Raw genomic sequence first — 14,314 nt, forward strand, 5'->3', positions numbered from 1 at the left:
AACCCGGTGACGGGACCGTCGTCATGGCAATGACGGCGGTCCCGTCGGTGGAGCGTGGGGGTGGCGTCAGCGCACCGGCAGGGTCGCCGTGTGCTCGACGCGTACGGCGTCCAGGGCCCGGGGGTTGAGGCCGAGCAGTCGCAGGATCGTCGGGGCGATCTGCGTGGTCTCCACCGGGCCGCTGACGCGCACGCCGTGCGGGGCGACGGCGCCAGAGACGACGAGCGGGACGTCGAGGTCGTCGGCGTGGGCGCCGCCGTGCTCGGCTATCTTGCTCTTGCCGCCCGTGTAGACGACGCCGTATTGGGCGATGCCGAACAGGTCCGGCACGCGCGAGTCGCCCGGCTCGACGTGGAAGTACCGGGCGGCCGCCGCACCGGCGTACAGGGTCTTCAGGCCGCTCGCGGTGAAGGGCTTGGCCTTGCCGCCGATGTCGTTACCGGTGCCGGACTGGGCGAGCAGGTACGCCTTGGCGAAGGCGGTGGCGGCCTGCGAGCGGTCGTTGAGCCAGATGAGCATGGCGTCGTCGTCCACGGAGTGGGCGACCAGGTCACCGGCGCCCGGGTGGGCCTTCTTCCACGTGGCGTTGAGGCCGTCGAGCAGAGGGCCGTCGTCGATACGGGTCAGGGCCTTGAGGTCGGTCGGTGACTGGCCGTGCTTGGAGGAGAGGATGACGGTCGTGCTGCCGTCCAGGTGCTGCTTGCGCAGTTCGGTGAGGAACGCTCCGACCTCCTGGTCCACGAAGGCGAGGTTCTTGGCCAGCAGCGGACCGGGGACGCCCTTCGCCGCGTAGCCGCCCGTCAGCCCCTCGGAGGCGGGCAGCTTCTGGGCGGTCGAGACGGACTGGAAGTTCATTCCGAAGACCGCCGGGGTGCCGGTCTTTTGGGTGCGGCCGTGGTCGTATCCGTCGATCTCGTTGAGGACGGCCTTCACCTTGTATCCGTCGTACTGCTCCGTCGCCGCGTTGTCCTTCGTCCAGTCCGTGCCTGCCGGGTAGCCGATCGCCTGGCTGTTGATCTCGGGGGCGAAAAGGTCTTGGACGCCGTTGCCGGAGGGGCCGTTGAGGATCTCGTACGCGACGTGCTTGTCGGACCAGGCGGTCCGCAGTCCGGCCTTTCTGACCACGTTGAAGACCGTGTTCACCTTCAGATACGAGTGCGGGTACACGGGCTTGCAGGTCTTGGGGTCGACCGGCAGCTTCGACGGGTCGATGAGGCCGCGGGCGGCACCGGTCATCTTGAGGATGCTGCCGGGCAAGCCGGTGAGCCCCTGGCCGGCGTCGATGGAGTCCTTGTCGCGGTCGAGGTCCTCGGTGAAGTCGACCTCGGCGCCGGGCTCGGCGCCCGCGCAGTGGGTCGTTCCGGCCGGGAGGAGTGCGGAGCTGTAGCCGTCGTCGTAGTAGATGCCCGTGGTGCCCGGGTTCCCGCCGGTGAGCTGGCCGACCAGGCCGGGGAACGAGTCGGAGGGGTCGGTGGTCCTCGCGTGGGTGTACTCGACCCCACCGGTGGCGAGCCGCTCGAGCGCGGACCTCGGGTGACGCGCGACGTACCAGGCCAGGTCGGACTGGTGCAGGCCGTCGATCGACAGCAGCAGGACGTGACGCGCGACGTGCGCGGGCGAGTGCGCGGAGGTGGATGTGGCAGCGGTGGGTGTGGCGGCGGTCGCGGTGGCGGTGAGGCCGCCGACGGCTGCGAGCGCGGCGGCAGCCGCGGTGACGGGACGGGCGGGACGTCGGAACACGGGTCGTTCTCCTCTGGCTGTGCGGAGCATGTGAAACCTGCGAACCATGCACCGCCATAGGAGACGCGCAACATGTACGGAGGAGGACCCGCGTGTCCCGTAATGCCCAAGAAACGCAACTGCGCACGCAAAGGCTGCCTGGCACCCGAGTTCCCGTGGGATCCCGCGAGTTCCGCTCAGGCGCCGGCGTCGGCTCCCAGGGCGCGCTCCACCCCTCGTCGGCAGAAGCACCTTGACCTGACGGCGGACAACGACAATCTCGCGTTGATCAGTATGACGCCGACATCACACGACCACGGTCGGCCACCCCACGGTCCGTTGGAGCCCTGCACATCCTTCAGGCGCCCGCGCCGGTCGCGATGTCCAGCGCCGCGATGTAGCCGAAGGTCATCGCAGGGCCGATCGTCGAACCCGCGCCCGCGTAGCTGTGGCCCATGACGGCCGCGCTGGCGTTTCCGGCGGCGTACAGGCCCGGGATGACGGATCCGTCCGGCCGCAGTACCCGCGCCCGGGCGTCCGTGCGCAGGCCGCCCTTCGTGCCCAGATCACCTGGAACGATCTTGAAGGCGTAGAAGGGGGCGAGCCACAGGGGCGCCAGGCAGGAGTTGGGGAGGATCGCGGGGTCGGTGTAGTAGTGGTCGTAGGCGCTGTCGCCGCGGTGGAAGTCGGTGTCGTTGCCGTGCAGGGCAAGGCTGTTGAAGCGGTTGACGCTGGTGCGGAGCGCGGCGGCGGGCATGCCGATCTGCCCGGCGAGGGCGTCGAGGGTCCACGCCTTGTGGGCGGCGCCGGACGTGTACCACGTATCGGGGAACGTGAAGGTAGGCAGCACGTCCTTGAAGAGGTAGCGGTTACGGTAGTTCTGGTCGACGATCAGCCACGCCGGGATGTCGGGCGCGCCGCTGTCTCGGTCGTACATGATGTGCACGACATCGCTGTAGGGGGCAGCTTCGTTGACGAAGCGCGCACCCGCGGCGTTGACGAGGAGCCCGCCGGGCAGGGTGCGTTCGGCGAGGCAGAAGTACGGCTGGTCGGGCAGCGGGATCGCCGGGCCCCACCACGCGTCGTCCATCAGGTCGAGCGCCGCGCCGGCCCGCTGACCCGCCTGGATGCCGTCGCCGGTGTTCTCCTTGGCGCCGACGGTCCACTCGGTGCCGATGGGCTGTCGCTGGTACTGGTCGCGCATGGCCGCGTTGTGCTCGAAGCCGCCGGATCCGACGATCACCCCGTGCCGGGCTCTGATGAGGCCCGCGGTGCCGTTCCTGGTGACCACGGCTCCCGTGGCGGTTCCGTTCTCCAGGTACAGGTCGGAGAGCGGGGTGTTCAGCCACACCGGAACCTGGGCCGCGAGCAGTCCGGCACGCAGACCGGCCGCCAGCGACTGACCCATGGTGAGGGGCTTCTGGCCGAGCAGGGCCGCCTGGGTGCCGCGGGCCAGGCAGGTGGCGGCGACGGCGGCACCCTTCACGCTGACCGCGGCGAGCGTGAGCCACTTGTAGTCGGAGCTGAAGACGACCATGCCGGTCGGTACGGTCATGTACGACGGGTTCAGATGGGCGAGTTCGGCACAGAGGATGTTGCCGTCGAGCTGGTCGGGTTCGATGGAGCGGCCGCCGGGCAGTCCGCCGGGGAGCTCGGGGTAGTAGTCGCTGTACCCCTCCATCCAGCGGAAGCGGAGCGGGCTGTTCGCCATGACGAAGGAGATCATGGCGGGGCCGCTGCCGAGGAAGGCCTGCTGGCGTGCGGCGGAGACGTCGGGGCCGACCACCGCCGCGAGGTAGGTGGCGGCCTTCGCCGGGGTGTCCGGCACCCCCGCGGCGAGGATCACCTGGTTGTTCGGGATCCAGACGCCCGCGCCGGAACGCGCCGCCGATCCTCCGAACGTGGGCGCCTTCTCGACGACGACGCAGCTCAGCCCCTGTTTCGCAGCCGTCAGAGCGGCGGTCATCCCCGCCGCTCCGGAGCCGATCACCACCACGTCGTACGTGCCGAGCAGAGGCAGGTCGGCCGCGTCCGCGGCACCTGGCAGACCGGCCGCGAGCGCGAGCCCGGCTCCCGTCGCCGCGCCGAGCACCCGGCGACGCGACGGGCCGGGTGCGGAGGTGGAAGCGGTGGAGTGAGCAGAGGAGGCTTCGGTATGTCTCACTGGGTCCGCGTTCGTGGACATGGCAGGGCGCTCCAGCCGGGCGAAGGAATGGGCGAGCGTGCTGTGCCCCGGGAAGCGACGGGTCTTCTGCGTCCCGGTTCTGATGCGGAGTCAGGAATGTCGCGCGGTGGTCTTGTGAAGTCAAGGGCTACGCCGGGCGGTCGGCGGCCTTTCGTCGGTCACGGCGCGTGGGCGAGCGCGACCCCTTGTCCGCCGTCCGGTCATGCGTGTGGGGGCGGCACATGAGATGCCGCCCCCACACAAGTACGTTCTTCGACGGATGGCTCAGCGGATCGACTACGGGCTCTCGTCAGAACTCGTCCGGGCTCTCGTCAGAACTCGTCAGAAATCGACGAGCTTTCCGCCTTCGACCCGACACTGCCATTCGTGCTCGTACACCTCTCCCGTGTAGAACCCGCTTCCGCCCACCTCGTTGACATCCGTCAACGTGGTCCCATTGATGGTGAGAATCAGCTTCGCCCTCCACGCCCAGCCGCCCGAGTTAATCACCTGCAGGCGGAAGTTGTACGAACCGTCAGGCATTTCCCGCTGGAAGCGCCGAACCTCACCCAGCCTGGTCTGAACAATCAGACGGCCGTTCAGGAACAGATACGCGTCATCGTCGCAAGGTCCGATGTCGACGAGGAGATCCGCTGCCGCAGTCACCTTGTTCACCCCCTATTTCAAGGAAGCCCCACTCCCATACGCCGGAAGTGGAATCTCCCCATTCCGTTCTGGCGTGGCCGTTTCGCTGCAGTCTCTCCTAGTCGAATAGGGACCGGAATACGAAAATAGGCGTATCACGGAAGGTGTAATCGATGCGCGCGCTCACGGGGGGGATCTGAAGCTCCTCCGGAGGAATTCAAGCAACCGACCGGCTGTCCGCCACGTTGTGGGGTGACCCGCCATACTGAGGGGCGGCGGGGAAGGAGAGGACAGATGGATCCGTGATCCCACAGCACGCAGTAGACAACCAGAACGGCGACCAGGACCACGACCCCTACAGCGCATACGACCAGTACGGGAAATACGACGTCCTGGTGATCGGCGGCAGCGGCGTGGACACCATCGTCCGCGTCGACTCCCTGCCGGTCCCGCTCGCCGACTCCGTCCATGTCGGCCCGATCGAGGAGTGGCCCGGTCACACCGGAGGTAACGTCGCCCTCGGCGCACGGGCGCTGGGTCTCAAGGTCGGATTGCTCGACTGCATCGGTGACGACTGGATCGGCGCACAGGTGCGCGAGCGGATGGCCAAGGGCGGTGTCGAGTTCCTCCCGCTGATCTCCCCCGCCGGAACGCGGCGCGCGGTCAACCTGGTGGACGCGTCCGGCCGTCGGATGTCCTTCTACGACGGCCGCGACCCGGCGGATCTGCGGATGCCCCGGGACTTCTACCTACCGAGACTGCGGCGCGCCCGCCACGTCCACCTCTCCATCATGAATTTCGTGCGCTTCCTCTACGACGACATCGAGGACCTCGGCGTCCCCGTCTCCACCGATCTGCACGACTGGGACGGTCTCGCGGACCACCATCGGGAGTTCGCCCTCCGCTCCGATCTCGTCTTCTTCAGCGCGGCGGGCGTGGGCGACGAAGCCCCCGCGCTGATGCGGGAGATCCTCCGCGCCGGGCGGGCACACACCGTGGTCGCCATGGCGGGCGTGAACGGCTCCTACGTCCTCACCAGAGGCGGCTGCCCCGATCCACAACACATTCCGACGGTCGTCCCGTCCGCTCCTGTGGTGGACTCCAACGGCGCGGGCGACGCGTACGTGTGCGGCTTCCTGTACGGCAGGCTGGCCGGCCGGGACGTGCGGGAGTGCGCCCGGCTCGGGGCGATCGCGGGTGCCCACGCCTGTACGGCACCGGGCTCGACCGCCCTCATCTCCCGGGAGACGCTCCTGAACCGCGCATGACCTCAAGCCGTCCCTGCTCGATGGGTCGCGGACCAGTGGTGGGCGGTCGTCCAGGTGATCCGGTGCAAGCACCGTCGCGACGGGGAGCGCTCGGTGGCCCGCCTCCCGGGCGGATCGCAGCTGCTGTCGGGGCTGCTGCGGGCCTTGCCATCGACGCGGAGCCGTCCTGACCGGTCCCTGATACGACCGTAACCGCATCGGTAGACGAACTGCTGCCTGAATCCGACACAGTCGTGGTCGGTCTGGGCTAGATTCGTGAATCCTCGGCACCGGAGCCTCTCGGTGGGGTCATGCCGGGGAGAATTCTGGAGCGGCGATGCACGCGATCGAAAATCCTTCACCGGCTGCGACAGTGATGCAGGGTGGGCTCGCCGACAGTCTCTTCGAAACGGCTCGCCGCGAGCCGGACCTGCCACAGGTCGCACGCCGTCTCGACGACGGTTCCGGCATCTGGACGACGGTGGCCGCGGCCGAGCTGTGGGACGAAGTGGTCGATCTGGCCCGGGGGTTGGTCGTGTCCGGCCTCCGCCCGGGGAACCGGGTGGCCGTCATGGCACGTACACGCTACGAGTGGACCGTCCTCAGCTACGCGCTGTGGGCTGTCGGCGCCGAGGTCGTGCCGATCTACCCGACCTCGTCGCACGAGCAGGTCGCGTGGATCCTCCAGGACGCGGGCTGTGTCGCCGTGGTCGTCGAGGACGAGCAGGGGATCATGACGGTCGGCTCGGCATGCGCGTCGCTCCCGTCGCTGCGCCACGTCTGGCAGTTGGACACCGGAGCCCTGGCACAGCTGGTCGAACGGGGCCGGGCGATCCCGACGACGACGGTGGACTCGCTGCGCCGCATCGTGCTGCCCGACTCGACCGCGGTCATCGCTTACACCTCCGGGACGACGGGGCACCCCAAGGGCTGTGCCCTCACCCACCGTAACCTTGCCAGCCCCTGCGACACCCTCCTCGCGGGCTGGAGACACACGGCTGCTCCCCCTGGTGAGCAGCCCGCCGTCCTCGCCTTCCTGCCCTTCTCGCACGTGTACGGCCTCATGGTCCAAGGGCTCTGTCTGCGGGGCGGCATCCTGCTGGGACACGAGCCCGACCTCGGTGAGGAGGCGCTCTCCGCGGCGCTTCTCTCCTTCCGCCCGACTTATCTCTACGCCGTTCCGTTCGTCTTCGAGAAGATCTACAAGAACTTCCTGCGTACGGCCCAACGGACGGGCCGCGGAGCCCTTTTCGAGCGTGCCGTCCAGACGGCGAAGGACTTCGCCGCGGCCACCGAACGCCAACGACTGGGCACGGGCTCCGGCCCCGGCTTCGACCTGCGCCTGCAGCACGCCCTCTACGAGAAGACCGTCTACCGGAAGCTGCGGGCCTCCCTGGGGGGACGAGTGTGCGGCGCGGTGTCGGGCGGCTCCCCCCTCAACCGTGAACTCGCCCTCTTCTACGCGGGCATCGGGATCGTCATCCACGACGGGTACGGGCTCACCGAGACGAGCGGCGGCATCACGGCCCAGCCCGTGGGGCGCGAGAAGTTCGGAACGGTCGGCCGCGCCCTGCCCGGTACGGACATCCGGGTGGCCGAGGACGGGGAGATCCTGGTGTGGGGGCCCTCGGTGTTCCAGGGCTACGTCAACGATCCCCCGTCCACGTACGCCGCGTTCCAGGACGGCTGGCTGGCGACGGGCGACCTCGGGCACCTCGACGCCGAGGGGTATCTGGCCATCACCGGCCGCAAGAAGGACGTCATCATCACGAGCGGCGGCAAGAGCGTGGCTCCCGCGGCCCTCGAAGAGCGGTTGCGCGTCCACCCGTTGATCCATCAGGCGGTTGTCGTGGGCGACAACCGGCCGTGTGTGGGTGCCCTCATCACCCTTGATCCCGACTTCCTCGCGCACTGGCGCGGGGCCTGGTCCAAGGGGGGCGCGTCGGCACGGGACGCACGGGAGGAGAACGAGCTGCGGGAGGAGGTCAGACGCGCCGTGGCCGCGGCCAACAGCACCGTGTCCCGCTCGGAGTCCATCCGGGTGTTCCGTGTTCTCCCCGAACCCTTCGATCAGACCAACGGCCTGCTGACCCCGTCGATGAAGCTGCGCCGGGACGCCATCTCACGGCGTTTCGCCGCCGAGATCGACGCGATGTACCAGACCTCGTCGAGGGTCCCGCGGGAGTACACGCCGAGCGAGCCCTCGATCTGGGACGATTCCGACAACGTGTTCCGGTGAGGAACTCCGCATTGGCCACTTCCCGCGATCGGGAAGTGGCCAATTTCCGTCGACCTCGTCCACGACGTCATCGGCGCCCAGGTCATCAGCCTGATCCGCCGGACAGGCGCTAGTGAAGAACTTCGCCTCGGACGCCGGCACGGAGCCGTACGCGACCTGCACCGTCGACGCCCCGGCACTCCCCGCCGACGGCACCTGGAGGCTCCGCGTCATGGACGACACCCCCGGCATCTTCACCGTCGACCCCAACTGCCTGGACGGCTGGAACCCGACTTTCCGACCCTCGTGACCTCTCTGCGCCTCTTCCACTTCCTCCGCGGCGCGGGACATAGGTGCGTCCCGCGAGCGACCGCAGGGGCGTGACACGAATTCTGGCCCCCGGCATCCTGGTGGTGTTCATGTGACCACAGTGCTCCCAGGACGCCGGGGCAACCAGATCCCTCCTGAACGGGGGAACGCGGATCCTGGTACCGCCACCACCACCCTGCGCAGGTCAGCGGAGCTCGTCCGCGTCGACCGGAGGGTCGGTGGCGGGCAGCCTCAGGGTGAAGACCGAACCGGCGCCGAGTTCACTCGCCACCGCGACGGTACCCCCGTGGACGGCCACGAGCTGGCGGACGATGGAGAGGCCGAGCCCACTGCCGCCGGTGCGCCGACTGCGGGACTTCTCGGCCCGCCAGAACCGGTCGAAGACGCTGGGCAGATCCTCCGCGGCGATACCACTGCCGGTGTCGGCCACCTCGATGACGACCTGGTCCTCCTCCTCCCGGGCGGAGAGGGTGATCGTGCCGCCGTCCGGTGTGTGCCGGATCGCGTTGGACACCAGATTGCCGAGTGCCTGTCGCATCCGGACCGGATCCGCGTCGATCCACGCAGTCCCGCTCCCCGTCGGCGCGGACGTCCCGTCCGTCCCCGTCCGCAGCCCGATGCCCGCGGCCTCCGCTCCCACCCGGTGCGCCGCCGCGACCTGTGCGAGCAGCTCGTCGGCGCGGACGGCCTCGCGGTGCAGCGCGAGGGTGCCCGCGTCGGCCGCCGCGAGGTCCTGGAGGTCGTCGATGACCCGCTGGAGCAGTACCGCCTCCTCGTGCAGGGAAGCGAGCAGTTCCGGGTCGGGGTCGACGATGCCGTCGCGGGTCACCTCCAGCCAGCCGCGGATGTTGGTGAGCGGGGTGCGCAGTTCATGCGCGATGTCGCTGACCATCGCCCTGCGCTGGGCCTCCATCCGTTCCCGGCGCTCGGTCAGCTCGTTGAAGGCGAGCGCCAGGATGCCCGTCTCGTCGCGGGTGGTGACGGGCACCCGTACATGTTGTTCCAACGGCTGCTGGGCGGCCTGCGTGAGCGCGCGCAGCGGGCGTACGAGGCGGGTGGCGACCAGCGCGGTCACGGCCACGGTGAGAGCCAGGACGAGACCGGTGACTCCGATGATCTTGGCCTGGTTGGCGTTCGACATGTCGAAGTGCGGGAGGGCGCTGTCCCCCGTGCCCAGGAACAGCTCGGCGACGGGCGCGACATCGGGGTCGAGCTGCTCACGACGCGCTTCGGCGACGCACTCGTTCCCCCTCGCCCCGATCGCCGTGGGATGCCCGCCCACGCCCTTCCTCCCCAGGGCGAACAGCGGCTGCGGGGCCTGGCTGGAGAACTCCAGCGAGAGGAACCCCTGCGCGGGCACAGCGACGTTCTCGCGCCGCAGGCACGCCTCAACGAGGGTCGTCAGCCTGACCAACGCCGTCTCCTCGGTGTGTGTCAGGGTGTTGAGCTGTCCGTCCGCGCACACGTCGGGCACGGTCGAGTTCGGGAGGATCCCGTTCTCGTCCGACAGGACGGGCCTACCGCTCGGCGTCCAGGTGATCGTGGTGTCGACGCCGTTGCGCGCGGCGCAATTCTGCCGCAGAGTCGCCAGCTTGCCCAGCCGTGCCCGCTCCAGGGGCGTCAGCCGGTAGGGCCCCACCGCGCGCGGGTCGACGCCGCTGAGCTGGGCCCCTGGTTCCGAGTAGGTGTCGGTGTGCAGGGGGTCGACGGTGGCGGCGGCCCCGGGCGGCAGGGCGGTACGGGACTTGGCGGAGTCGGCGATCGGCGTACGGTCCGCCGTCGTCAGCGCGATCCTTCGCCCCGTGGCGGCCGACAGCCGGCGCACGGTGTCCTGGACGCCCGCCCAGCTCGGGTGGGTGGCGGCGTATCCGCTGAGCTGCCGGAGGATGTCCGTGTCGTCGGCGAGGACCTGCCCCTGCTCCTCCTGGATGGCGCGGGTCGTCGTCTGCACCGCCAGCCACGCCGTCGCCGCCACCGAGCAGAGGGCGATGAGGACCGAGGTGATCATCAGCCGTACGAGCAGCCTCTTGCGCAGCGGTATGCCGGAGCTCACCCGCGCCCACCGCTGAGCTTGTAGCCGACGCCGAACACGGTCAGCAGCCGCACCGGCCGGCGAGGGTCGGGCTCGATCTTCTTGCGCAGGTTCATGATGTGCACGTCGATGGCCCGTTCGGTGGAGGCCCGGTCGATACCGCGGGTGCACTGGAGCAACTGCCGCCGGGAGAAGACCCGTTCGGGTTCCGCGGTCATGGCGCGCAGGATCTCGTACTCGCCGGGGGTGCACTCCACGCGCGCGCCGTCGCAGTGCACTTCGTGCCGGACCGGGTCGACGGTGATTCCGGCGGCCCGTACGGCCCGGTCCTGCTCATCGGCCGGGCGCCCGCTGCGCCGCAGGACCGTGCGGATACGGGCCATCAGCTCGCGCGGGCTGTACGGCTTGGTCATGTAGTCGTCGGCGCCGAGTTCGAGGCCGAGCAGGACGTCTTCCTCGGCGGAGCGGGCGGTGAGCATGAGGACGGGGATGTCGTCGTCCCGGCGCAGTACCCGGCATACGCCGAAGCCGTCGACCACGGGCAGCATCAGGTCGAGGACGACGAGGTCGGGCTTGCGCCTCCGCACCTCGTCGAGCGCGGCCCCGCCGTCGTGGACCACGGTCGCGGTGTGTCCCTCCTGAAGCAGTGAGCGGCGTATCAGCTCCGCCTGTTTCTCGTCGTCCCCCGCGACCAGCACATGTGCGCACACCTGGCCGATAGTAAGCGCCTGCGCTCGGGAAAAGGCGAGGCGAGAGGGTCTTCCCACACCCTGACAACTTCCTGATGTCCGCCTGCGAAACTCACGCACGCCACCTGACGCGACGGTGGTCGAAGGTGTGCACGGATCTTGACGCTCTCCGATCCGGGGCCGTAGCTTCCCGGAGGATTTAAACGATTCAAAACGTGGGCCCCGAAGGGGTCCTGTTTGCGCTGCCCTCCGAGAGAGTGGACGAGATCCATGAGCAACGTCACCCCGGCCCGCCGCTCGGGACTTCCCCGCCGCGCTCTCCTCGGGGCCGCCGTCGCCACGGCCGCGGCCGGTGCGTTCGACTGGAGCCTGCCCGCGGTGGCGAGGGCCTCGACCGCCGTCGGTCCGCCCTTCGCGACGCCCGGGCGCGCCGTGCGGCCGAAGTTCCGCTGGTGGTGGCCCGACGGTCTCGTGCGGCCCGATGAGATCAGACGCGAGATCGACCAGATCGCCGACGCCGGTTTCGGCGGGGCCGAGATAGCCGCGGTCCATCACAGCGTCACGGACTCCTCGGTCCTGGACACCGCACGGCACGGCTGGGGCAGCGCCACGTGGGTGGCGGGAGTGGAGGCGGCACTCGGCCAGGCGGCCCGGCGCGCCCTCACCGTCGATCTGACCATCGGCCCCAGCTGGCCGGCGGCGGTCCCCGGCATCACGCCGGACAGCGAGGCTGCGGTCAAGGAACTCGCCTACGGAACAGCCACGTTGACGGCGGGATCCGCCTACTCCGGTCCGGTGCCGCCCCCGGTCTACGCCGCCGCCTCGGGCGTGACCCGGCAGCAGTTGCTCCTGGTCCAGGCCGCCCGGGTGAACACCGCGAACTCCACCCGCAAGGAGACGGGGCTCGACCTGGACTCGGTCCGGGACCTCACCGGCGCCGTCACCGACGGCGCGCTCACCTGGACCGCACCCGACGACGGCAGTTGGGTGATCGTGTCCTACTGGGTTCGCGGTTCCGGACAGACTCCGGAGGGCGGCCCGCACACCGCCCCGGCCGCGTACGTGGTCGACCACTTCAGCGCGGCCGGCACACGCGCGGTGACCGACTTCTGGGAGGCCCACCTCCTCTCCCCCACCGTCCGGCGCCTGCTCAGGGTCTCGGGCGGGGCACTCTTCGAGGACTCCATCGAGCTGGAGACCGACGGCCTCCAGTGGACACCCGGCCTCCCGGACGCGTTCCTCGCCCACACCGGCCGCTCCCTGCTGCCGCTGCTGCCCGCCGTGGTCCTCAACCACGGCAGCCAGGTCTTCGCGTTCGAAGCCGCCGTCACCCGGCAGATCCGGCACGACTTCTGGGAAACGGTGTCCGTCCTCTTCAACCGGCACCATGTGACGGCCCTACGGACCTGGGCTCATTCCCTCGGCCTCGAACTGCGTTCCCAGCCCTACGGTCTGCAGACCGACGCGATCGCCTCGGCCGCGCTCCTGGACATCCCCGAGGGCGAGTCCCTCGGCTTCAAGAACCTCGACGACTACCGCTGTCTGGCGGGCGGCCGAGACATGGCGGGGCGCACCGTGCTGTCCTGCGAGGCGGGCGCCTACGCCGGCGGCGCGTACAACACCACCTGGCAGAAGTTCCTGCGCACCATGGGCGGCGCCTACGCGGCAGGGGTCAACCAGACGGTCGTCCACGGCTTCTCCTACGCCGAGCTGCCGGGCGTGAACTGGCCCGGATACGCCGCCTTCACCCCGTACAAGGGGACGGTCGGCTATGGAGAGTCCTGGGGCCCGCGGCATCCGACCTGGCGGCACGTCGCGGACGTGTCGGGGTACCTGGGCCGGGTTCACCAGGTGCTGCAGAGCGGCCGCCCGCGCGTCGACGTCGCGGTGTTCCGGCAGACCGGGTACACCGCCACCGGCATCGGTGCCTCCTGGTTCACCGCGACGGGCGTCCCCCTGGGCTGGACCCACCAGTTCCTCAGCGGGCCGCTGCTCGACCTGCCCGCCGCAATCGTGCGCCACGGACACCTCGCACCCGAAGGCCCTGCGTACAAGGCCCTGTTCGTCGAGGGCGACTTCTTCTACGGCTCCACGGTCACCCTGGCGCCGTCCGACGCCCGCGCCCTGCTGCGCCTCGCCCGCGCCGGACTGCCCGTCGTGCTGCTCGGCGCCTGGGACACCGTCGTGCCACCCGGCGTCCCGGACAGCGGCGAGAGCGACGAACTGCGTTCCGTGGTCGCCGAGTTGCTGGCCCAGCCGCTGGTCCGCCAGGTCACCGACAAGTCGGCCGTCCCCACCGCTCTCGCCGACCTCGGGGTGGCACCCGACGTCCGGTACGCGACCTCCTCCACCCTGCTCAACGCCCACCGCGTGGCCGACGGCGTCGACTACTACTACCTCTGCAACGGCAAGCACGCCGAGACCGTCAAACCGCCGGTGGCCGCGATCGACCACGAGGTCACCCTGCACCGCACGACCGCGGGCGCCGTGCCCTACCTCCTCGACCCGTGGACCGGGAAGTCCGAGCGCCTCGCCCGCTACACCGAGGACGGCGACACCGTCACCGCCCGCGTCACCCTCCACCCCGCCGAGACCCTGATCCTGGCCCTCGGCCGCCCCGGGCTCTTCGGCGACCGCGCCGGCCGCCGTCCGCACGCGGTCAGCAGCGAGGCGGACGAGGTGCGCCTCACCGACGCCGGACTCACCGTCCGGGCGACCACGGCAGGCACGTACAGCACCGTCCTGTCCTCCGGCCGCACCGTGCGGACGACACTCAAGGCCGTCCCCGCGCCGATGGATCTCGCATCCTGGCAGCTGCACGTCCAGGACTGGCGGCCCGGCGACACGCCCTACCGCACCACCGTCGTCGAGCAGGACCTCACCCTCGACGCGCTGCTGCCCTGGTCGCAGATCACCGAGCTCGCGGACGTCTCCGGAATCGGCCGCTACCGCACCACGGTCACCCTCGACGACGGGTGGACCGGCGGCCACGGTGCCCGCCTGGAACTGGGCACCGTGACGGACACCTGCCGGGTCACCGTGAACGGCCACCGCCTCGACCCCGTGGACCAGATCCATCCGGTCGTGGACCTGGGCGACATGCTCGGGCCCGGGGTCAATGTCATCGAGGTCGAGGTCGCCACCCCGCTCTCCAACCGGCTGCGGGTCAGCGACCCCGCGGTCTACGGCGGTACGGCGCGGCAGGCGTACGGGCTGCTCGGGCCGGTGCGGCTGGTGCCGTACGGCGAGGCACGGATCGACTGACCGGGC

At 70.0% G+C, this 14,314-nt stretch carries 9 protein-coding genes; 4 read left to right on the forward strand and 5 right to left on the reverse strand.

Annotated features, from left to right (window positions below; translation table 11 throughout):
• Nucleotides 1–66: 66 nt before the first annotated feature.
• From ACZ7M3_RS36935 to ACZ7M3_RS36945, 3 genes are all read right to left on the reverse strand, one after another.
• Nucleotides 67–1,740 carry an alkaline phosphatase family protein gene (locus tag ACZ7M3_RS36935; protein WP_472069270.1) on the reverse strand — a complete coding sequence of 558 codons (1,674 nt, stop codon included), beginning with the start codon at nt 1,738–1,740 and terminating at the stop codon, nt 67–69.
• Nucleotides 1,741–2,077: 337 nt separating this feature from the next.
• Nucleotides 2,078–3,904, reverse strand: a complete 1,827-nt coding sequence (kstD, locus tag ACZ7M3_RS36940; RefSeq protein WP_472069272.1) for a 3-oxosteroid 1-dehydrogenase — start codon at nt 3,902–3,904, stop codon at nt 2,078–2,080.
• A gap of 321 nt (nt 3,905–4,225) precedes the next feature.
• Nucleotides 4,226–4,558 carry a hypothetical protein gene (locus ACZ7M3_RS36945; protein ID WP_472069274.1) on the reverse strand — a complete coding sequence of 111 codons (333 nt, stop codon included), beginning with the start codon at nt 4,556–4,558 and terminating at the stop codon, nt 4,226–4,228.
• Between the two features lie 362 nt (nt 4,559–4,920).
• On the opposite strand from ACZ7M3_RS36945, the gene ACZ7M3_RS36950 reads away from it, so the two are divergent.
• From ACZ7M3_RS36950 to ACZ7M3_RS36960, 3 genes are all read left to right on the forward strand, one after another.
• Nucleotides 4,921–5,796, forward strand: a complete 876-nt coding sequence (locus tag ACZ7M3_RS36950; RefSeq protein WP_472069528.1) for a carbohydrate kinase family protein — start codon at nt 4,921–4,923, stop codon at nt 5,794–5,796.
• 316 nt (nt 5,797–6,112) lie between these two features.
• Nucleotides 6,113–8,014, forward strand: a complete 1,902-nt coding sequence (locus ACZ7M3_RS36955) for an AMP-dependent synthetase/ligase (protein ID WP_472069276.1) — start codon at nt 6,113–6,115, stop codon at nt 8,012–8,014.
• 112 nt (nt 8,015–8,126) lie between these two features.
• Nucleotides 8,127–8,303 (forward strand): hypothetical protein, encoded by a 177-nt coding sequence (locus tag ACZ7M3_RS36960; protein WP_472069278.1) that lies wholly within the window; start codon nt 8,127–8,129, stop codon nt 8,301–8,303.
• A 204-nt stretch (nt 8,304–8,507) separates the two neighbouring features.
• Here ACZ7M3_RS36960 and ACZ7M3_RS36965 read toward each other — a convergent pair whose 3' ends face one another.
• Nucleotides 8,508–10,376: a sensor histidine kinase gene (locus ACZ7M3_RS36965; protein ID WP_472069280.1), complete on the reverse strand. Its 1,869-nt coding sequence runs from the start codon at nt 10,374–10,376 to the stop codon at nt 8,508–8,510.
• Nucleotides 10,373–11,065 (reverse strand): response regulator, encoded by a 693-nt coding sequence (locus tag ACZ7M3_RS36970; RefSeq protein WP_472069282.1) that lies wholly within the window; start codon nt 11,063–11,065, stop codon nt 10,373–10,375. The genes ACZ7M3_RS36965 and ACZ7M3_RS36970 overlap by 4 nt, the downstream gene beginning before the upstream one ends.
• Before the next feature lie 249 nt (nt 11,066–11,314).
• Between ACZ7M3_RS36970 and ACZ7M3_RS36975 the strand changes: the two genes are divergently transcribed.
• A complete protein-coding gene (locus ACZ7M3_RS36975; protein WP_472069284.1) occupies nt 11,315–14,308 on the forward strand; it encodes a glycosyl hydrolase in 2,994 nt (997 codons plus the stop codon).
• Nucleotides 14,309–14,314: the final 6 nt, after the last annotated feature.

It is taken from the genome of Streptomyces sp. NPDC111656 (genome assembly GCF_055656965.1).

Excerpts from the sequence above, each read along its gene's own strand:
- ACZ7M3_RS36975 (WP_472069284.1), top strand. The coding sequence starts at position 11,315 with ATGAGCAACGTCACCCCGGCCCGCCGCTCGGGACTTCCCCGCCGCGCT.
- kstD (WP_472069272.1), bottom strand. The coding sequence starts at position 3,904 with ATGTCCACGAACGCGGACCCAGTGAGACATACCGAAGCCTCCTCTGCT.
- ACZ7M3_RS36955 (WP_472069276.1), top strand. The coding sequence starts at position 6,113 with ATGCACGCGATCGAAAATCCTTCACCGGCTGCGACAGTGATGCAGGGT.